The following is a 19875-nucleotide window of genomic DNA, read 5'->3' as shown; positions in this document are numbered from 1 at the left end:
CGATGATCCTGGAGCCGAAGCTTCTGATCATGGACGAGACGCTTTCGGCACTTGATCAGACCGAACAGGGCAAGCTGCTCGATCTGTTCGAACGCCTCCAGGCGCTGCACGGTTTCACCTATATCTTCATCTCGCATGACCTGACGATGGTGCGCCGCGTCTGTTCGCGGATCGCGGTGATGTATCTGGGCGAAGTGGTCGAGGTGGCGCCGAATGAGCGGCTGTTCTTTGACCCCGGCCACCCCTATAGCCGCGCGCTGCTCTCTGCCGCGCCGACGCTGGAGACACGGCGCTACCGTCCCGAGGATTGCCTCCTGGAGGGCGAGCCCCCTTCACCCATCGACCTGCCGCCCGGCTGTGCCTTTGCCAGCCGCTGCCCGCATGCCTTTGACCGCTGCCGCGTGGAAAACCCGGTCCTGCGCGACAGGGGCGGGCGGGCGCTTGCGGCGTGCTTCCTTAACGACGAGACCCCGGCCGTATCGGAGAAGACCTATGCCTGACACCACAGTCCCAAGCAAAATCGACGCAGGTCTTCTGAACCGGCTGATGGACAAGATCTCGGAATTCGGCGCAACGCCGATGGGCGGCGTCGACCGCCCGGCGCTGACCGATGCCCATGCGGCAGCGCGCAACTGGTTCAAAACCGAAATGGCCGCGCGCGGCTATACGGTAAAGGTCGATGCCATCGGCAATCTCTTCGGCCAGATCGACCTTGCCGGCGAAGGCGCGCCGCTGGTGATGATCGGCTCGCATATCGACAGCCAGCCGCTCGGCGGGCGGTTCGATGGCGCTTATGGCGTGATGGCAGCACTGGCGGCAATCGAAAGCTACCGCGCCTGGTGCGCCGAGACCGGCACCACGCCGCAATGCAATTTCTGCGTCGCCGACTGGATGAATGAGGAAGGCGCGCGCTTCACGCCAAGCCTTCTGGGATCGTCGGTCTTCTCGGGCGAATATACCCTCGATTTCGCGCTGGCGCGCCAGGACCGCGATGGCAAATCGGTGGGCGATGAGCTGAAACTCGTGGGCTATGCGGGCACCGATACCGCGCCCGAACCGGTCGCCTATCTTGAAGTTCATATCGAAGGCGATGCCGAGCTGGAAAAGGCCGGTAAACATATCGCCCCCTTCGCCCGCCACTGGGGCGCGCTGAAGGTGAAGATCGAGGTCACGGGCGAACAGGCCCATACCGGCCCGACCAAAATGGAAGACCGCAAGGATGCGCTGCTGGGTGCGGCCTATATCATGGCCGAGCTGAAGCACCTCGCCAATACCGCGCCGGATACACTGTACAGCTCCTGCGCGCGGCTCGATATTTCGCCCAATTCCGCCAATATCATTCCGGAAAAAGTGATCATGTTCTGCGAATTGCGCTCGCCGGAACAGGCGATGCTCGATTGGTCGGAAGCCGGGCTGAAAGCCGCCCTGCCGGAGCTGATGGCGAAAGCAGGCGTGGCCGGCGAGATCGTCTCGATTGACCGCCGCCCGGCGGGGCGGTTCGACAAACGGCTGGTGAAGCTGGTCGAAATGGGCGCCGACGAGAACGGCTACGGGCGGATCGAACTTGATACGGTCGGCGGCCATGACGCGGTGACGATCCAGCGTCGCATACCGTCCATTGTCTTCGTCGTGCCGTCGGTCGATGGCGTGATCCACCGTTACAACGAATATACCAGCCCGGAAGATCTGGCGAAGGGCGGTGATGTTCTTGTGGGGATGATCCGCCGGATCGACGCCGCCGGGGGTGATCTCGACCTCGCTGTGACCATCAATTCCTGAGGGGGACGCATGAGTCAGATTGTCACGGATGCCGATGTCGCGCGGGTGATTGCCGCCGCGCCGGGGCTGGACGGCGCACAGACGCGGCCCGGCCCGGCGGCGCTGGCTTCGCCCTCCTGCCGGGGGCTGGAAAGCGCGGCGGTTTTCGTCGATCTGCCTGATGGCGAAAGCCGGTTTCTGAAGATCATCCATCCCGAGATCCGGGATGTCCTTGACCTGCCGACCGGTTTCGCGGCGGCAAAGACGGCCGGCGAGGCCGGGGTCGCGCCCCGGGTTCTCTGGTCCGATCCGGAAGCCGGAGCGATCCTCTTCGCGGCGGCAGGTCCGGGCTGGCGCGAGGCGCGACTGGCCGATTGCCTTGACGCGGATTTTCGCAGGAACACCATGCAGGCGCTGCGGCGGCTGCATGAGACCCCGGCCAATGGCGCGCGGTTCGAGCCTTTCGCACGGCTTGAGGCGCTTATCTCTGAGGCAGGCCGCCTGGGCGATTCCCTGCCTGCGGATCTTGTCTGGATCATGTCGCTTCTAAACGCCGCCCGCCCGGTGCTGGAGGCGGCGCCGCTGGCACTGTGCCGCAATGAAAGCTCGGTCTCCAACCTGATGATCGGGCCGGACCAGGCCGCGATGCTGGTCGATTTCGACCGGGCCGGCCTCAATGACCCGATGTATGATCTGGGCGCGGTGCTGGCCGAGATGCATGAATTCGAGCGGGACATGCAGGCGACCTTCCGCGGGTATGGCGGCGATGAGGCGGGCTTTGCCCGGGCGCGGCTCTGGTCGGTGGTGGATGACATGATCCAGGCCATCTTCTGCCGGATCTTCGGCCATGTCTCGGTGCGCAAATCGCTGGAATGGCTGAAATTCGGCGAATGGCGACTGATGCGGGCGCGGCTGGCTTTGCATCACCCCGGATTCGAGGAAAAGATCCGGATCGCGGAGGGTCGGGCATGATGAAAGCACTGGGGAGCGCCGCGAGCCAGGCCGAGCGTGATATCGAAGCGGCCATGCTGGATGCGAGGGCGCTGTTCGGGGAAGGCGCCCGCTATGCGCCGGTCTCGGGCGGGATCTCGAATTCCAACTGGCGGGTGCAATCGGCCTGCACCAGACGTGACTGGTTCGTGAAAATCCCCGGCAACGGCACCGAGATGTTCATCGACCGTGTCGCGGCGATGGATGCCTCGCGCAAGGCCGCAGCCGCCGGGCTTGGCCCGAAGATCTACGAGGATCTCGCGCATCAGGGCGTGGAGATCAATGATTTCATCCCCGACCGCCGCCCCTCGACCCATGCCGATTTCGGCAATCCCGCCAATCGCGCGGCGGCGATTGCGGCCTATCGTCAGATGCATGCTTTGCCCGCGCTTGGGCTGACAAAGACCGTTTTCGACATGATCGACGAGCATCATGTGCAGATGGCAGAGCTTGGCTCGCCCGTGCCGCGCCATGCCGAATGGATTGCGCTGAACACAAAGATGGCGCGCGATGCGATGCAGGCCTCGGCCTTGATCTGGTGCCCTCGTTCAACGATCCGATGCCCGGCAATTTCATGATCGGTGCGGATGGCTCGATCATGCTGATCGATTATGAATATGCTTCAATGAACGACCGTTGTTATGATCTGGGCATCTGGTTCGGCGAGATGTTCTACACGCCCGAAATCGAGGCCGAACTGATCGAGGAATATTTCGGCCGGGTAACGCCCGAGATCGTGGCGCGGGTCACCGTTCACAAGGCGCTGGCCGATGTGAAATGGGCAGCCTGGTCGATGGTGCAGCTGAAGGTCTCGGCGCTGGATTTCGATTTCTACAAATATGGGGTGTGGAAGCTGATGCGCTTTCAGCAGATCACCAGCAATCCGGCCTGGAAAGAACAGTTGCGCAGGCTGTAATCGCCTGCGTCACATCCCGGACATGGCCTCTCAAACCGGGGCAACGAAGAACAGGGCGCCCTGCTGGCCGTTGGCCGGGGTCGTTCCCCGGTCAGCCAGCCGGAGCTCATAAAATTCATTTTCGCTGAGGCGAGAAACCAGGCGGCAATGATATTCGCGGGCTGTCGTACAACGCCCTCAGGGTGCCTGATCTGGTCGGTGTTGTTGCAGAAGTCAGCTCCAGCCCGGATCCCCGGTTCGGCTCCGTGTGGTCAGGCTTCGGGCATGAGCAAGCCCGCGCCCGTCATCTGTCGCATGACGAACCGGAAGTGCTGCAATGCTGCGCTGAAGCAGCGCGGATCTCTGCTGATCTGGCTGGATAAGGACTGACAAGGCGCGCTCAGGACCGGCAGCCATGGCCGCCCTGTGGTGTTCAGCGGTGAGGAAGATCAGACAACAGTCCGGGAGGCTGTTTCCCCGACGAACGTCCTCAGGTTCTGCCTGGAAACGCTGGTCCGGATATCACGCCCGAAGGCGGATCAAGGCCAGGATGGGCTGCCTCAAGACGTTTGGCGGAACGCAACGCATTACGTGATCCAGACCCCAGACAGCCGAAATCCAGATCTGCATCGGGGGCGCAGGGTCTGTCGGACCAAAGGTGTTCACCAGCGCCGTGTGAACCGCTTCAATGCTCCCGGCACTGCCGGAATCCAACGCCCGGCCTGAATATAAGAGGGAAGGGGCACTTCCGGCCAGCCGCCGGTTTTCGCAAAAATCCCGCTTTGGCACTGGTAAAGAACCCAGGTGACTATGCAGGGGGATGCGCTAAATTGTCGCATTGACCTGTCGGCGAGAGACTCTGATGGCCTCCGTAGAAAGCAGTGCATCGTCCAGATGGTTCAAACGCGTCCCGGCTCTTCCTCCGCATTCGCTCGTCATCGGTCTCGCGGTGTTTACCGCATGTGCATTGGGCATCCTTACAAGACCGGTCGGGTATCTTGCGATGATTTGGCCCGCAAATGCGGTCATGCTCGGATTGCTCGTTCGCCTGCCTGATACGCGCCGTCCCTCGGTGTGGCTGTGGCGGCGGTGGCCTATATGGCAGCAGACCTGATCGCGGGCACCAGTATTGCAAAGGCCTTAGTGCTCAATGCCGCAAACCTGTGCGGCGTGGGTACAGCCTGCCTTGTCTGCCGGTATCTTCCCGAGAATGCGCTGCGGATGCGGGAGCCGGCATCCGCACTCTATATTGTCCTTGTCTCGGTGTCGGGTGCCGCCTCTGCGGGGCTTGTCGGCGCAATTGCCGATCCTCTGGTACTGAGGCTCGGGGCGGTCAATGCAGGGACATTCTGGTTCACGACGGAACTCGTCAACTATATCGCATTGTTGCCGGTCATACTCTCCGCGCCGACGCCTCGCAGCCTGGGCGCGAATATCAGGTCGTTCAACCTGGTGCCGCGCGCGCTTGCAGCAGTTCCTGTCGTTGCTCTGGCCGCGTCCTGCGCCCTGGCGATGGTTGTGGGAGGGCCAGGCGCCTTCGCCTTCGCGCTGCCCGCGCTTTTGTGGTGCGGCCTGGCTTATTCCGTCTTCACTGCTTCCGCCCTCGCTTTCGTGTTCAGCTGTTGGTTGCTGACCGTCATGTGCGAGGCCTATCTTCACAGTGTCGCGGGCGCCTATGACGAGCATGCGATTGTTTCCATGCGATTGGCAGCCTTCATGGTCGCATTGGCGCCTGTCACATTGTCTATCGTGATGCGCAATCGCGATGACCTGATCAGTAAGCTCTTGCTTGCCCGGCAACGCGTCGACATAGCCCTCGAAGCCGGCGGGATCATCGCCACATGGGACATGAACCTGGCGCGGCGGGATCTCACCGTGGAAGGAACGTTCCTGAAACGGTTCGGAATGGAGGACCAGCCCGAGACCGGTATCCCCCTTGAGAGACTTTCGCCGCTCCTTCACCCGGATGACCGTGAGCGGGTACTCGATGCTCTCGGTGGCGCGATCGCGACCGGCTCTGACTATCACTGCCGCTACAGAATTGCGACTCCAACTGGTGAAAACCGTTGGTTTGCCGCTTTCGGCAAAGTGGTGCGTGACGGGAAAGGCGCGGCTTCCCATCTGAGCGGCATCCTGATCGATATCACCGAGCTGACCGACGCCGTCGAGACACTTGAGCAAAGCAACAAACGTTTCAATATCGTGAGCGAATCCATTCCTCAGATAGTCTGGAGCACGGACGCCGATGGGCGGCACGACTACTTCAATTGCCGGTGGACCGAATTCACCGGCATCACCCCGGAAGAGATCACGGCAGAAACCTGGAAAACCCTGGTTCACCCAGAGGACAAGGCGCGGGTCGATGCAACCTGGGAAGCCTGCCTTGCGACGGGAGAAACCTACGCAATCGATTATCGCTTCCGGTATCATGACGGCAGCTATCGCTGGCTCAAGGTTCTTGCCAAACCGCTGCGGAACGCCGAAGGCGCGATCACGCGCTGGTATGGAACCTCCACGGATATCGACGCCGTCAAGCAACTGGAAGCCGAGCGTGAGATCATCGCCCGGGAACTTGACCACCGGATCGGCAATCTGTTCGCACTTGTGAATGGCCTGGTCAGCCTCACGGCCCGCGACGGCTCAGATGTGAAGGCCGTGACGGAGTCGCTTCGGGGACGACTGAGAGCGCTCCACGATGCCCACGGCCTTATCCGGCATAACCAGGACGGAACAGTGGCCACTATGGCGGAACTGTTGCGCCGACTTCTCGCGCCTTACGACAAAGGGGAAGACCACATTACGATCACGGGCGACGATCTGCCGCTCGACCCGTCAGCCATGACCGCGATCGCTCTCATATTTCATGAGTTGGGGACGAATGCCGTCAAGTATGGGGCCCTCAGGGACAGCCAGGGCCTGCTCCGGGTCGAGCTCTGCCACATCGAAGATCGCTTCAGCATTCGCTGGATGGAAATGACGCATTTACCTGCCACGACGGGTCAGGGTACAGGCTTTGGCTCGAAGCTGTTCAATTCAATCGTCGAAGGCCAGCTTCGGGGTCACGCGACACGATCATGGACGCAGGACGGCCTGACCATTGATATCAGCCTGCCGGTCTCGTCGCTGACGGGTTCCGGCACACGGCACTGACAGCTGAACCCGCCCCTGACAGGGATGTTCATTGGGATACCCCCCGGAAGGAAGCAGAAGCGGCGGTCGAACTATTGGCGCAGCAGCATCCCTTGCGCGCGGTCTGATCGGCCCAAACCCTGCTGCGCCCGGCGGATTAAGGAAAGCCGCGCGGCAGGCGCTGCGCCTGTCATCTCGGGCCCCGCGATATCCTCCGGGCGATCAGCAAGACGCCCTCCCAGGCCAGCCCGAGCAATCCGCCTCCAAGGAAGAAAAGCGAAATCAGCATCAGCCAGCCCATGACGGCCATCGTGTAAAGCACGCCGCCGATATCGGTTCCCAACAGGATACAAGGCTGGGCAAAGCCTTCATGCAGGGCGCAGCCGTTCCAGTCCGCAATCAGCCCGGCCAGGGCAACCGAAGCGAGTGGTGCGATCCCGATGACGACCATCAGGATCAGCAGCCAGATCCGGCGTGAGGTCTTCACCCCGGCACCCGGATCATGCGCGGCGGCGGTTCAGGGCCGCAGCTGCCGCCAATGCAGCAAGGCCCGCGCCGATCATCGCCCAGTCAACGAGATGCGCCGTCAGGTCGCCCTGATTGGCCTGCGAGATCCGGCGCGCTGCCGCCTGGGCATCATCGCCCGATGCCTGGGCATCCATCATTGCCACCATCCCGGTATCGCTGCATTTCGGCAGCAAAAGCGCCAGGGCTTCGGCATCGGTGCCACTTTGCGCGCGGACCTGTTCTTCGCAGCGCGCCTGGTCTGCCGCGCTGACGCCCGCACCGGCAAATTGCCGATAACCGCCAAAGCCCAGCAATGCGAGGCCAATGATAACAAGAAGAAGTTTCCGCATAACGCCGTCCATGTCGTATGTTTCCACGCCCTGTAGCACAGATGTTCAGCGGGAACAGTCTCCCCCGGACCCCGGTCGGACATATCCCCTGTCGCTCGGCAGGATCACGCCGGATACATCGCGTCCCTGCTTGGAACCGGCCCCCTTCCGGTCCATCCTGCCCGAGATCGGCAGCAGGCCTGTGATCGTGGCCCGGGACGTCACCATTTGCGAGTTTTAATGATCAGGATCACCTTGCCTGCCCTTGCTTTGCTCGCGTTCGGGGTCTGCTCTCCGGCCCTGGCGCAGGAACTTGCGCCCCATCAGCCGCTGGAAACCCGCCATATCTGCGCCGCCCAACCGATTTACACGGCGCCTGCCGGGGCGGAAGCGCGCGAACTGGCTGCGGGCGAAGAGGTTTCCTTGCGCGACGTGACCTTCGGCCCGGATGGCGCGGCATGGTTCGCGCTGGATTATGCGACCGGAAAGGGGCTGGAACGGGCCGTGGGCTATCTGGAGACTGCCGGGGTCACGCATTTCTGCCCCCCGACGACTGCCAGTGATGGTCAGGAGCAGAGCTATCTCGCGCCACCGAACACCTGCCATCTTGTTGCGGGCCATGCCGATACGCTTTCGGGGCTGAACGATCTCGCGGCCTCCCTGCCTGCCTTTGGCCCCTCTGCTTCCGCATACAGGCTGCAGGCGGGCGGCTATGCGCTGGTGCTGGGTCTTCTGAGCACCGGGGCCAGCGAAAGGACAATCCGCCTTTCCGATCAGCTGCCAGAGGGCAGTTCCTGTGTCTCCGGTGCCGGTTTCAGCGCGGCGCTGATCCGGGAGGACGCCGGATTTGTCGAGGCCGGGCAGGGAGGGGGGCAGGAGGCTGTGGCCTTGCTGGCCGAGGCCCGTCACGCCGGGGATCCTGCGGGGATGAAACAGGCCTGCGATCTGGGCCTCGGCACGGCCTGCACCGCATTTGCCAGCCTGATCTATGATGCGCCGGAAGGGCCGGGCCGTGGGCCGGCTGTGGTCACACGCTATGCTCTGCTGGGCTGTATGGCCAAAGACCTGGAAGGGTGCCAGCTGGCGATCAACCGGCAGGACAATACGACTGAGCTTGCACAGGATCAGGCGCTGCCGAACGGGGCGGCGACGGATGATCGCGTGACGGCGGAGCTGTCGAAACTGCTTTGCGATGCGCAGGACCGCATCGGCTGTATCCTGCTGGCGCGGAACACGGCGTCAGATCGCAGCCCGTCCCTCGTCGAGGCGGCATCGAATTTCGCGGCCAGTCTGACCGCCTGCCAGCAAGGGATCGGGTGGATTTGCGAGGCGCTGGAAGAGGGCTTTCGCACGGTGACAGCGGCGGGGGCGCGGCGGGGCCGACCCCGGATGAACGGTTCGCGCTGGCGGCGATCGAGGCGGGGATCTGCACCCAGGGCCCCCGCGATCCAAATCAGCGCAGCTGCAAATCCGCCTATTATCTTTACCGCGATTTCCTGACCTATGGCGATGCCGATGCGCGGGGTCCGGCGCGTGTGACCCGGGCCAGCGCCTTCCTGACTGAAGGCTGCGCAGCCGGCGATCCGGCGGCCTGCGCCACCCTGTCAAAGCTGGCCGATTTCTGGCCGGTGGCCGAGCGGCAGGCTGCGGCCGCCCGCGCGATTGCGCTCTGTGATGCTCAGGACAGCAAGGACAGCATCTGCGAAAGCCTCGGCGCGGCAATGGACGTCACACTCTCCGAGGCCCGCCCCGCCTTGCGCGCCCGATATGACGCCCTTGCCCGATCCTGCCTGTCCCCCGGCGAAGGATCGTCGCAGGATTGCAGTCAGGCGCTGTATGTCTATGCCGCGCTGGAGGCAGCGGATGGTCTGGACACGGTCGAAGTGATGCTGAAAGAGGCCTGTTCGCGCACCAATATCAAAGGCTGCGCGCCACTGGCGGGGCTTTACGCCAGGGTCGGATATGAAACCCAGGGCGTGACCATCCCCGCCCGCGACGATCCTGAGGCCTGGCTTGCGACCCTGCGCATGGGCTGCCGGGATGCACACGCCATGGCGCAGGCTGACAATACCTGCAGCCAGCTTGCGGATGCGATGACAGAGCGTGGTGACGGGGAAGGCGCGCTCTATATCCGGTCGATGGCCTGCGAGGCAGTGATGGCCAGCGGGACTGATCAGGACAGCTGGGCCTGTTATGATGCGGCGAAACTGGCGCTGGCGGATCAGACGCGTCTGGCGGATCAGACGCGTCTGCCCGAGGCCTGCGATGGGCCCGGTTCACCTGCGACAGCGCAGACGCTTCGGTGGCGCCTTACGGGTGCAGGCTGGCCGGCGATCTGCTTTCTGACGGGGTTGCCAGGCCGCCGATCCGGGGCTTGCGCTGGCCGCATATCAGCGCGGCTGCTTTCATCAGCGCGTCGCCACCACCGATGGCGCGGCCTGCCTGATCTATGGCGGGATGCTGACTGACAGCGTGCGCCGGGGCGAAACACCGGCAGCGCCCCTTGCCTTCGCACCTCCCGGGGAGGAGGAGGATCCGCCGCCGCCGCTGGTGCTTTCCGAGGCCTCGCGCGCCTTTGACATGGGCTGTACGGACAATATTGCGCAGGCCTGCGCGGCCAATGCGCAGCTCCTGGATGAATGGAGCGCGGGCGCTCTGCCCTCTGACCCGTTCACCTGTCAGGTCAGGGCTTTGAGCGGCGAGGTGATCTCGGAAAAACCATGCCATGGCTTTATCTTCTGGCAGGCTTCGGCAGAGATGCAGAAGCTGCGCGAGCAGATTGCGCTGAACGTCTATGTCTGGCCGGACGGGGACCGCAGCGTGACCTATGTCCAGGACGGCATCTGGCGCCTGAACGAGGTCAGAACCGATGGTCCGGTGACCGAAGCCGGGGGCGCTGCTGGCACAACCCGATTTCGACCCGCAGTTTCTGCGTGGCGCCGGTACAGTGACGATGCGGCATTGGTGGGTCGGACGATACGCGCCGCTCAGCGGCGCTGTCGGGCGTCCTGCGGCAGCCTGTGGCGCTGGCCCTTGCGTCTGTGATCAGACCGGCGGGGCTTTTGATGGACGCGCCGCTGTCCAATCTGGGCGCAAAGCTGCGCGTCCAGATCGGCGAGATCATCAGAGGGCTGCAGAACGAGGCGATTATCACCACTTCCTTCGTGACCCACGATGCTGAAGAAGCCCTGTCGATGCCTGATCTGAATGGGGTTATGAACCCAGGTGGCCTCTGACAGATTCGCCGCCTGCAAGAAATCCCAGAAGAGATCTGCGCCACGTCGCGCACCAGACATGTCGGGATTTTCGTCGGCGCGGCCAACTGGCCGGCGGCTCGGTTGCGACCGGCGGACCGGTCGAAGCCGCTTTCGGCCAGGTCAGGATCCTTGCCGCCGATGCGCGCGGAAAACCCGCAGCCGAAAGCCTGCCTCTTGCCGCCGTGCCGAAACAGGTCCTCCGGAACCGGCCCGCCGCTGTCAGCTCGCGGCAATATCCGGGCCCGAGAACCGGCTATCGGCCTGATCTGGCAAGGGGGCCGAAGTGATGGCGGATCTGTATGGCCCCGGCCATGACGGTTCTATGCCGGGGCGCGGCGGTCGATCCGGGCATCGACGCCTTCGAGGCCCTGGTGATTGCGGCATATCCACCAGCGTCCCTGGCGACGGGCTGAGTGGCTGGGCCCGCCTTTTCAACAACCCCAAATATATGTGGGCCATCGGCAACACGCTGCTTTCCGCCACAGCCGTCACCCTCTTGGCCACGCTGCTCGGCGTGCCGCTGGCCTATGTCACCGCCCCACAGCTTTCCCGTCAAGGGCCTGAACGCACTGCCGCCGCTGATCAACCCGGTGAACCCTGAGGTGATCGCAGCCGGCGCCTGGACGATCATGCCGGCAATAACGGGCTTATCACCCGCTCGCTGTGCGAAACCCGTATCCGTTTGCCCGGCCTCTATGGCTGTTACGGGCAGATCCCCTCGATGAGATGCATCTACGGCACCTAAGTCTGTATCGTCCCGTCTCCTCCATTGCCCGCGTTGATATGCGGCTGAAAGAGGCAGGCACGGCGGGCAAGTCGCGGATGAAGGTGATGCTGCCGGTGATCATGCCCGCCGTACTGGCCGTCAGGAAGAGCGGGGGCAGTTTTCCTATCCCGATGATCCTCTCGCATCGCCTGCCGCTTTTGTCGGTCAGGCCCTGTCAGGCGGCTGTGGCGGACGGGGCCTCGCACATCACCATGCAATCGACGCTGGCCAGTGTGTCTGTGCTGAACGTAATGGCGGGGCTGGTGGTGCTGATACCGATCATTGTCGCCGCCCGCCTCTTGCGCATCGATGCCTTTGCCCGGCACAGACCCTGGGCCGATCTGGCAGAACGGGCCCCACTGCCCCAGGCCGGTGAGGTCGCGTGAGGCAATCACCAGCATCACCGCTCGTAGGATGATCCGGGACAGTCCGCGGCGAGACGCCAGCCACAGACCGAGGGTGAGTTCAAAGAGCGGATTTAGCGATGACTATCCCCTTACCGGGCCGTGGCATACGGAGCCTGCGATCCTGCGCCGGAGAGGGGGCTCGGTCTGCAGAGCCGAGGAAACATGGGATGCGGATAATATATTATAGACAAACCGGAAGGCCCCTGCCGCCAGCCCCCCACACGGGATCTGATCTACAAAATTGATTTTAAACATTAAATCAATTTCAGCTCCGGGGCAAATAATAGATAACTTTGCAAATTGAGCGCGCGCCCGGATCCCTGTCTGCTTGATCGCAGCCCTGCCGGAGGACCCCGATGCAAATGCGTGCGAGCCCTGTCTATAATCTCCCCCTGATGGATCTGCTGTTCCGCGCCCAGAGCGTGCATCGGGAAAACTTCGACCCGAACCGCATCCAATGCGCGAAACTCCTGTCGATCAAAACCGGCGGCTGCCCGGAAGACTGCGCCTATTGTGCGCAATCGGCGCGCAACGGATCTAAACTCAGCGCCTCGAAAATGATGGAGGTGCAGAAGGTTCTGGCCGAGGCGAAAAAGGCCAAAGATGCGGGGGCGACGCGCTATTGCATGGGGGCCGGGTGGCGCTCGCCGAAAGCGCGCGACATGAAGGCGGTCATCGCCATGGTCGAGGGGGTAAAGGCGCTCGGGCTTGAGACCTGCATGACGCTGGGGATGCTGGATGATGCCCAGGTGGTGCAGCTCAGGGCGGCAGGGCTGGACTATTACAACCACAATATCGACACCTCCGAGAGCTTTTACCCCACAATCATCTCGACCCGCAGCTTTGCCGACCGGCTGGAGACGCTGGAGCGGGTCCGCCTGGCCGGAATCAATGTCTGTTCCGGCGGGATCATCGGCATGGGCGAGAGCTCTGAGGACCGGATCGCGATGATCCAGACCCTGGCCGATCTGCCCGAGCCGCCGAAATCCATCCCGATCAACATGCTGATGCCGATGGCAGGCACACCCCTGGCAGATGTGGCGCCTCTTGATCCGATCGAGATGGTGCGCACGATCGCCACCATGCGTATTCTGGCGCCGAAATCCTATGTCCGGCTTTCGGCAGGGCGCAGCGCGATGTCGGATGAGCTGCAGGCGATGTGCTTTTTCGCCGGTGCCAATTCGATCTTTGTCGGCGATACGCTGCTGACAGCGGATAATCCCGGCGACAGCAAAGACGCGCAGCTTTTCGCAAGGCTCGGCCTGCGCGCCGAAGAACTGCGCCCCTGTGGGGCGGCGGCGTGAGCCTGTTTCCCCGCCATGCCGAACGGCTTGCGGTCACGGCAGCGCGCGGGCGCGCCCGCGCGCTGCTGCCGGCTCTGGGGCGTGACTTTGCCTCGAATGACTATCTGGGCCTGAGTGCATCCGCCGCCCTCGCCGAAGCGGTACAGGTGGCCATCGCCCGGGGTGTCCCCGTGGGGTCGGGCGGATCGCGGCTGTTGCGCGGCAATGATCCGGAATTTGCAGCGCTGGAGGCCGAGGCCGCCGATTTCTTCGGCACTGAATCCTGCCTGTTCATGGGCGGCGGCTTTCAGGCCAATCAGGCTATCTTTTCGGCACTGCCGATGTCGGGCGATCTGGTGCTTTATGATGCAGGGATCCATGCCAGTGTGCATGAGGGGATGCGGCTCGGCCCGGCGCAGAGCTGGGAGTTCCGCCATAGTGACGCACAGCATGCAGAGGATCAGATCCGCGACTGGCGCGCCAGAGGTGGCTCGGGGCGGATCTGGATCGCGCTTGAGACGCTCTATTCGATGGATGGCGATTTCGCACCACTGGCGGATTTCATATCGCTGGCGCGGGCGTGCGACGCGGTTCTGGTCCTGGATGAGGCCCATGCGACCGGGCTTTACGGGCCGATGGGGCGCGGGCTTGCCGATGTGCCGGACGATGTTGCATCGATTTTGGTCCATACCTGCGGCAAGGCGCTCGGGGCCAGTGGTGCGCTGATCTGCGCCGGGCGCATCGTGACCGAGACGCTGATCAACCGCGCGCGCCCCTTTATCTATGCCACCGCCCCCTCGCCGCTTGTTGCGGCAGCGGTGCGCGCGGCGCTTTTGCTGGTGCAGACACGGCCCGCCCTGATCGGGCATGCCGAAACCCTGCGCCTCCATGCCCATCGCGCCGCCCGAAAACTGGGGCTCAATCTCGGCCTCAGCCAGATCCTGCCTCTGATCCTCGGGGAGGACCATGCGGCGCTCGGGGCCGCGCGTCACCTGCGCGAGGCGGGTTTCGATATTCGCGCCATCCGCCCGCCCACCGTGGCGAAAGGCACCGCGCGCCTGCGCATCTCGATCACCGGCGGGCTGCAAGTCACGGATATTGATGCGCTTTTCGTCGCCATTGCAGGTATGAAAATCCGGGGGCCGATATGAGTTCTGCCGTCATCATCACCGGCACCGATACCGGTATCGGCAAGACCGTGTTCAGCGCCGGGCTGACGCTGGCTTTGCAGGCAAGCTATTGGAAACCCGTCCAGGCCGGGCTTGACGAAGAGACCGACAGCGAGACCGTCGCCCGCCTGACCGGCCGCCCCACCCTTCCCGAGGCGTATCGGCTGAAGCTTCCCGCGTCGCCGCATCATGCGGCGGCGCGCGAGGGGGTCAGGATCACGGCGATGTCGCTGCCCCGGGTCGATGGCCCGCTGGTGGTCGAGGGGGCGGGGGGGCGCTGGTGCCCCTGGACGGCAGTTTCCTATACGCCGATCAGATGGCGAAATGGCAGGCCCCGGTCATCGTGGTGGCACGGACCGCACTTGGCACGATCAATCACAGCCTGCTGACCATCGAAGCCCTGCGCGCGCGCCGCGTGCCGCTGCTGGGGATCGTCTTTTTCGGCGCGGAAATGCAGGACAGCCAGCAAACCATCTGCCGGATCGCTGCCCTGCCCGCGCTCGGCCGACTGCCGCGCCTGGCGAATGTCACCCGCCCCGCGCTGGAACAGGCCTTTCAGGGTATCGACCTCAGCGCCATAAAGGCCGCGCTGTAATGGAGGATCTGGCCTTTGACCGCAGCCATATCTGGCATCCCTACAGCTCGATTGCGCATCCGGCACCGCAGCACAAGGTCGTGCGGGCCGAGGGCATCTGGCTGACGCTCGACGATGGCCGGCGGATGATTGACGCCATGTCCTCCTGGTGGTGCGCGGCGTTCGGCCACGCGCCGCCCTCGCTGGTCAAAGCGGTGCAGGACCAGGCGGCACAGCTGCCGCATGTCATGTTCGGCGGGCTGACCCATCAGCCGGCCATTGATCTCAGCCGCCGGCTGGTCGCTGCTCTGCCGGAGGGGCTCGACCGGATCTTCTATGCCGACAGTGGTTCGGTGGCGGTGGAGGTGGCGGTGAAACTCGCCATTCAGGTCCAGATCGCGCGCGGTCACCGCAGACGCACCGCCCTGGCGACCGTGCGCGGCGGCTATCATGGTGACACCTGGAAAGCGATGAGCCTTTGCGACCCCGAGACCGGTATGCACAGCCATTTCGGGCGGGCCATCGCGCCGCAGCACTTCGCCGCCCGCCCGCCGGTGCCCTATGGTGCCGCCTGGCCCGAGGACCCGGCGCTGAACGGGCTGGACGAGGTCGAGGCGCTGCTTTGCCGCCATGACGCAGAGATTGCCGCCTTCATCATCGAACCTGTCGTCCAGGGCGCAGGGGGAATGTATTTCTATCATCCCGCCTATCTCAGGGACCTGCGGGCGATCTGCGACCGCCATGGCGTGTTGCTGATCTTCGATGAAATCGCCACCGGCTTCAGCCGCACTGGTTCGCCCTTTGCGGCTGATCTGGCCGGGGTCAGGCCCGATATCATGTGCCTCGGCAAGGCACTGACCGGCGGCATGATGAGCCTGGCCGCCACCATTGCCACCGGCGATCTGGCACGGGAGGCCGGCACATTGATGCATGGCCCGACCTTTATGGCCAATCCGCTGGCCTGCGCCGTTGCCGCCGCCGCCATGGATCTGTGGCAAAGCGCGGACTGGAGCGGAGCGGCCCGCAGCATCGGCGCGCAATTGCGGCGTGACCTCGCGCCCGCCGCCGTCCTGCCATCGGTTGCGGACCTCCGGGTCCTCGGCGCAATCGGGGTGATCGAAATGAAGGCGCCCCTGCCGATGGACAAGGTGCACCGCTTTTGCGCCGAGACCGGCGTCTGGCTGCGGCCCTTCGGCAGGCTGCTCTATACCATGCCGCCGCTGACGATCCGCCCGGACGAGCTGACAAAGGTCAGCGCGGCAATGCTTGCCATCGCAAAGGGGCTCTGATGCGGGCGCAATGGCTGCAAAGATCCGGCAGCGAAGATCTGATCCTGTTTTATGGCGGCTGGGCCGTCGGCGCAGGCGCTGTTCACCATCTGCAGGGCGGCGATGATGTGCTGGCTCTCGACGATTACCGCGATGAAACTTTGCCCGTGGCGTTGCTGCACCCCTATCGCCGGCTGCATGTGATTGCCTGGTCGATGGGGGTGGCTGTCGCCGCGCGCCATCTGGATCATCTGGCCCCGGCGCGGGCCACCGCCATCTGCGGCGCGCCCGATCCGTGCGCGGCCATCGGCCCCGAGACCTATCACGCCACGGCGGGGGCGGTCACCGCAGAGAGCCTGCAGCGCTTCGCCCGCCGCGCCGGGGCCGACCTGCCGGAACAGACCGAACCCGACGCCCTCGCGCTGGAACTGCAACATCTTGCCCTGCGCGAGCCCGCTCCCACCGCCGCATTCACCCATATCATTGCCGGGCGGCGCGACCGTATCTTTCCGCAGGGCCGGATGGCCGGGGGCTGGCCGGGGCGGCAGATCACATGGCTCGACTGCGGCCATAATCCCTTTCCCCACTGGCGCGCCTGGAGCGAGATCAGATGATGATGGCGCGGATCGCGGCGGGGTTTTCCCGCCATCATCACAGCTACGAGAGTGCGGCCCTGGCGCAGGCCCGGATCGCCGGGAGCCTGGCCGAAGGCATCTTCTCCCATATCAGCACCGCCCGCAGGGTACTGGAACTGGGCCATGGCACCGGCCTTCTGACACGGCAACTTGCCCGCCTGTGCCCCGAGGACATCTGGCTGAATGATCTTGTCGCCCCGCTGCCGCAGCTGGCCTGGCCGGGGCAGGGGCGCGTATATCCTCTGCCGGGAGACGCCGCCGCCTGTGATTTCCCGCGAGATCTGGATCTGCTCGCCAGCGCCTCGATGCTGCAATGGATCGCCGATCCGCGGGCCTTGCTGGCCAAAGCGGTGCAGGCCCTGCGCCCCGCAGGCCTGCTGGCGCTGTCAGGCTTTGGCCCCGACAATTTCCCCGAATTTTCCGCCTGGGGTCTGCCCCGGGGCGCGCCCTCCTATCTGAACGCTGCCGGAATATATGATGCCCTGCCCGCCGGGATGGAGGGTCTTGTCTTCCGCGATGAGGCCATCACCCTGCAGTTCGAAAGCGCCCAAGATCTTTTTGCGCATCTGCGCGCCAGCGGCGTGAACGGCTTTGCCGCAGGGCGGGTTTCGCCGGGACGGCTGCGCGGCCTGCTGCGAGAGATCAACGCGGCAGGGCCGCCCACTTTGACCTATCGCCCGTCTTATTGTATTGCCCGCAGATCATAAACGGCCCTTTACGGCGCCCGCCTCGCTCTTTCCCTCCGTCCCACCAAGGTTGATCGACGTCATGCCAGCCGTCCCAACGCCACAGCTGATCGCGGATGAACTGGCAAGACGCATCATCCGTGGCGAGCTGATGGCGGGTGAAAAGCTTCGTCAGGATTATCTCGCCGCCGAGTTTGGTGCCAGCCATGTACCTGTGCGGGAGGCGCTGCTGAAACTGGTCGCGCGCGGCCTGGTCGTGTCACAGCACAACCGGGGAATGCAGGTCGCACCGCTTGACCCGATGGCCCAAAAGGAGCTGAAGCTGATGCGGCTGGCGCTCGAGCCGCTGACCTTGCTGCATTCCGTGCCCAATCTCACCCCCGGCCAGGTGCGCGAGGCCGACGCCCTGCGCCAGGCCTGTGACCAGGCGCAGAATATCTTTGACTGGGAAGAGCTTAACCGTGCCTTTCATATGAAGATCTATGAGGCCTGCGAGATGCCCCGGCTGCTGGAAGCGGTCGAGAGCATGCAAAACCTGGCGGCGCGTTATATCCTTGTTCATTACAGCAAGCGGTGGAAGCCGCGCGTTGACAATGATCATTATGGTATCATGGTCGCCATCCGCCGCCATGACACCAAAGCTGCCTCAGCCATTCTGGAACGTCACCTGAACCGCCTGAACTGATCGCCCTGACCTGCCTCAGGAAGACGCCATGAAGCGGCGACGCACTGGCGGGAACGGCTTTGCCCCAGCACAGGCGGCGGGAACGGTCAGGAACCCGCGCGTACTATGCCCCGCATGGCTTCGGGCTTTGGCCGGAAGCCCTAAATTGCTGCCCGAGCCTTGAGCCCTTTGCCCTCGACCGAAATGTGGTCGTCCGACAGAAGCGGCTGAACTGCGCGATCTGCGCGTATTGCCGCCCAGACTTTGCGCGACATTTCGGTGTTCAACAGGCGGTCACGGTTCTTCATAGACCCGGTTGTCACCCAGACCGGGGCATCAACCAACCATCCACAAACCACCGAAACAGCAGGTTATCCTGCATCCGCTCCTGCGGACTATCACAACTGAACAGTGAACCGCTCGCCTCTTCTGGGCCGCGCATCACCACCCCCGTCATCGGCAGATGGAAGGTGCACCATGTGCCAGAAGCGGCGTCGGCACTCGACCAAAACAGCACAGTGTTAACGGCGATTGTGGGGATGAGAGGTTTCAGCCTCTTTGCCAGATGCGCGCATGGTGACATTGCGCATGATCCGGCAGGCCGGTCGCGCAGACCGGCCTGGCCCACGGCTCAGAGTTTTACTTCAGGTAACATCTCCAGCTCGTGGAGTGTCAGTCGCGTCTCAAGCATGATTGCCCCGTTTTCCTCCCGGCCAATCCGCATGTCATTCGCGGCCAGTTCAATGGTCTTGCCACCAGCGCAAAAGAGCCCGCCGAGGTCGACAAATATTACCGCGGAGTTGCCGGTGCCGAGAACATCGCTGACTGAACCGACGGCTTCGTTGCGTGATGCGAAAACCTGTTTGCCGATAAGAAGGGCTCGGGTGATTTCAGCGGGCTGCAAAGGGGTTATCATGCGTCATCCTCCACCCGGTCCGGCAAGCCGTCATGCGGGGTGGAGGCGAGCTCTTCCAGCTCGGCCTCGGTCATGCTGTCAAACATTTCCTTTGACGCGCCAACCAGATCCTTTCGCGCCGTTTCTCCCCGTTTTGCCGACAGGGCAGCCCCGGCCGCCTTTTGTTGAGCTTTCGATTTTGCGGGCATCTTTGCCTCCTTCCCGTCAGTGATTTTCGTCTGAGGTGCCGCGATCGCAGATCCGCGCAATGCGGCGCGACACGCGCCCGAGCACCCACAGCACCCACAGCACCAGGATCGCAAGCACTGTCGCCATGATGGCAAGCGGCAGGAAGCCGCTGCCACAGGCCAAGCCGATGGCTCCGGCCATCCACATACCTGCGCCGGTCGTCAGCCCGGTGACCTTACCGCCCGACGTAAAGGCCGCCCGCCGTAAAGATCGCCCCTGCAGCGAGAAATGCCAGCCCGGCGGTGACCGCCTCATTCAAGGCGAAATACTCGCGGATGCCGCAAGGCGAAATCGGGCGCCGCTACGCAACGACATCCAACCCTGAGCCCCGCGCATTTGTTCCCGAACGCCCTCCGCTGCGGCGGAAATCCCCGCTTCATGCCGCGCCGTGCTTCAGCAGGCAGCCGATGCGAT

At 63.8% G+C, this 19875-nt stretch carries 21 protein-coding genes and 5 pseudogenes; 20 read left to right on the top strand and 6 right to left on the bottom strand.

What is annotated here, in order from left to right; genetic code table 11:
- Positions 1-2: 2 nt before the first annotated feature.
- The 7 genes and pseudogenes from QNO18_RS21990 (at position 3) to QNO18_RS21955 (ending at position 6793) form a co-directional block, all read left to right on the top strand.
- A complete protein-coding gene (locus QNO18_RS21990; RefSeq protein WP_283179675.1) occupies positions 3-500 on the top strand; it encodes an ABC transporter ATP-binding protein in 498 nt (165 codons plus the stop codon).
- Entirely contained in the window at positions 493-1779 is a 1287-nt protein-coding gene (locus QNO18_RS21985) for a Zn-dependent hydrolase (RefSeq protein ID WP_283179630.1), read from the top strand. The genes QNO18_RS21990 and QNO18_RS21985 overlap by 8 nt, the downstream gene beginning before the upstream one ends.
- A gap of 9 nt (positions 1780-1788) precedes the next feature.
- Positions 1789-2730, top strand: coding sequence for a phosphotransferase (locus QNO18_RS21980; protein ID WP_283179629.1), 942 nt, complete (start codon positions 1789-1791; stop codon positions 2728-2730).
- Positions 2731-3193: 463 nt separating this feature from the next.
- A pseudogene (locus QNO18_RS21970) lies at positions 3194-3664 on the top strand (phosphotransferase); the annotation flags it as partial.
- Between the two features lie 264 nt (positions 3665-3928).
- Positions 3929-4030, top strand: a pseudogene (locus QNO18_RS21965) (IS5/IS1182 family transposase); the annotation flags it as partial.
- Between the two features lie 109 nt (positions 4031-4139).
- Positions 4140-4369: pseudogene (locus QNO18_RS21960) on the top strand (hypothetical protein); the annotation flags it as partial.
- Positions 4370-4741: 372 nt separating this feature from the next.
- A complete protein-coding gene (locus QNO18_RS21955; RefSeq protein ID WP_283179626.1) occupies positions 4742-6793 on the top strand; it encodes a PAS domain-containing protein in 2052 nt (683 codons plus the stop codon).
- A 169-nt stretch (positions 6794-6962) separates the two neighbouring features.
- Here QNO18_RS21955 and QNO18_RS21950 read toward each other — a convergent pair whose 3' ends face one another.
- On the bottom strand, positions 6963-7259 hold the full coding sequence (locus QNO18_RS21950; protein WP_283179625.1) for a hypothetical protein: 297 nt from the start codon (positions 7257-7259) through the stop codon (positions 6963-6965).
- A 13-nt stretch (positions 7260-7272) separates the two neighbouring features.
- The gene (locus QNO18_RS21945; RefSeq protein WP_283179624.1) at positions 7273-7629 is read right to left on the bottom strand and encodes a hypothetical protein; all 357 of its coding nucleotides are present in this window, start codon (positions 7627-7629) and stop codon (positions 7273-7275) included.
- 219 nt (positions 7630-7848) lie between these two features.
- Here QNO18_RS21945 and QNO18_RS21940 point away from each other — a divergent pair, with 219 nt between their 5' ends.
- From QNO18_RS21940 to QNO18_RS21885, 13 genes are all read left to right on the top strand, one after another.
- Positions 7849-9108: a hypothetical protein gene (locus tag QNO18_RS21940; protein WP_283179623.1), complete on the top strand. Its 1260-nt coding sequence runs from the start codon at positions 7849-7851 to the stop codon at positions 9106-9108.
- Between the two features lie 957 nt (positions 9109-10065).
- Complete coding sequence (locus QNO18_RS21935) at positions 10066-10653, top strand: hypothetical protein (RefSeq protein WP_283179622.1); 588 nt, start codon at positions 10066-10068, stop codon at positions 10651-10653.
- A 20-nt stretch (positions 10654-10673) separates the two neighbouring features.
- On the top strand, positions 10674-10844 hold the full coding sequence (locus tag QNO18_RS21930) for a hypothetical protein (RefSeq protein ID WP_283179621.1): 171 nt from the start codon (positions 10674-10676) through the stop codon (positions 10842-10844).
- A gap of 307 nt (positions 10845-11151) precedes the next feature.
- Positions 11152-11466 carry a hypothetical protein gene (locus QNO18_RS21925; protein ID WP_283179620.1) on the top strand — a complete coding sequence of 105 codons (315 nt, stop codon included), beginning with the start codon at positions 11152-11154 and terminating at the stop codon, positions 11464-11466.
- Positions 11467-11648: 182 nt separating this feature from the next.
- The gene (locus QNO18_RS21920) at positions 11649-12017 is read left to right on the top strand and encodes a hypothetical protein (protein ID WP_283179619.1); all 369 of its coding nucleotides are present in this window, start codon (positions 11649-11651) and stop codon (positions 12015-12017) included.
- A gap of 377 nt (positions 12018-12394) precedes the next feature.
- Positions 12395-13342: a biotin synthase BioB gene (gene bioB / locus QNO18_RS21915; RefSeq protein WP_283179618.1), complete on the top strand. Its 948-nt coding sequence runs from the start codon at positions 12395-12397 to the stop codon at positions 13340-13342.
- On the top strand, positions 13339-14472 hold the full coding sequence (locus QNO18_RS21910) for an 8-amino-7-oxononanoate synthase (protein ID WP_283179617.1): 1134 nt from the start codon (positions 13339-13341) through the stop codon (positions 14470-14472). Before bioB ends, QNO18_RS21910 begins: the two co-directional genes overlap by 4 nt.
- Positions 14469-14879, top strand: coding sequence for an ATP-dependent dethiobiotin synthetase BioD (bioD, locus tag QNO18_RS21905; protein WP_349293928.1), 411 nt, complete (start codon positions 14469-14471; stop codon positions 14877-14879). Before QNO18_RS21910 ends, bioD begins: the two co-directional genes overlap by 4 nt.
- On the top strand, positions 14807-15085 hold the full coding sequence (locus QNO18_RS25835) for an AAA family ATPase (RefSeq protein WP_349293927.1): 279 nt from the start codon (positions 14807-14809) through the stop codon (positions 15083-15085). Before bioD ends, QNO18_RS25835 begins: the two co-directional genes overlap by 73 nt.
- A complete protein-coding gene (gene bioA, locus QNO18_RS21900; protein ID WP_283179616.1) occupies positions 15085-16353 on the top strand; it encodes an adenosylmethionine--8-amino-7-oxononanoate transaminase in 1269 nt (422 codons plus the stop codon). The genes QNO18_RS25835 and bioA overlap by 1 nt, the downstream gene beginning before the upstream one ends.
- A complete protein-coding gene (locus QNO18_RS21895; protein WP_283179615.1) occupies positions 16353-16946 on the top strand; it encodes a pimeloyl-ACP methyl esterase BioG family protein in 594 nt (197 codons plus the stop codon). The genes bioA and QNO18_RS21895 overlap by 1 nt, the downstream gene beginning before the upstream one ends.
- Before the next feature lie 2 nt (positions 16947-16948).
- Entirely contained in the window at positions 16949-17674 is a 726-nt protein-coding gene (locus QNO18_RS21890; RefSeq protein ID WP_283179614.1) for a methyltransferase domain-containing protein, read from the top strand.
- A gap of 61 nt (positions 17675-17735) precedes the next feature.
- Entirely contained in the window at positions 17736-18338 is a 603-nt protein-coding gene (locus QNO18_RS21885; protein ID WP_283179613.1) for a GntR family transcriptional regulator, read from the top strand.
- Positions 18339-18481: 143 nt separating this feature from the next.
- Here QNO18_RS21885 and QNO18_RS21880 read toward each other — a convergent pair.
- The 4 genes and pseudogenes from QNO18_RS21880 to QNO18_RS21865 all read right to left on the bottom strand — a co-directional run.
- Positions 18482-18705 (bottom strand): annotated as a pseudogene (locus QNO18_RS21880) (IS5/IS1182 family transposase); the annotation flags it as partial.
- A 243-nt stretch (positions 18706-18948) separates the two neighbouring features.
- A complete protein-coding gene (locus tag QNO18_RS21875; protein WP_283179612.1) occupies positions 18949-19233 on the bottom strand; it encodes a PRC-barrel domain-containing protein in 285 nt (94 codons plus the stop codon).
- Complete coding sequence (locus tag QNO18_RS21870) at positions 19230-19421, bottom strand: DUF3008 family protein (protein WP_283179611.1); 192 nt, start codon at positions 19419-19421, stop codon at positions 19230-19232. Before QNO18_RS21870 ends, QNO18_RS21875 begins: the two co-directional genes overlap by 4 nt.
- Before the next feature lie 16 nt (positions 19422-19437).
- Positions 19438-19720, bottom strand: a pseudogene (locus tag QNO18_RS21865) (MgtC/SapB family protein); the annotation flags it as partial.
- Positions 19721-19875 lie beyond the last annotated feature (155 nt).

This window comes from Gemmobacter sp. 24YEA27, assembly GCF_030052995.1.
Lineage (GTDB): Bacteria > Pseudomonadota > Alphaproteobacteria > Rhodobacterales > Rhodobacteraceae > Pseudogemmobacter.
Note: the sequence above shows the minus strand (reverse complement) of the source record. Positions and strands in the feature narration are given on the sequence as shown.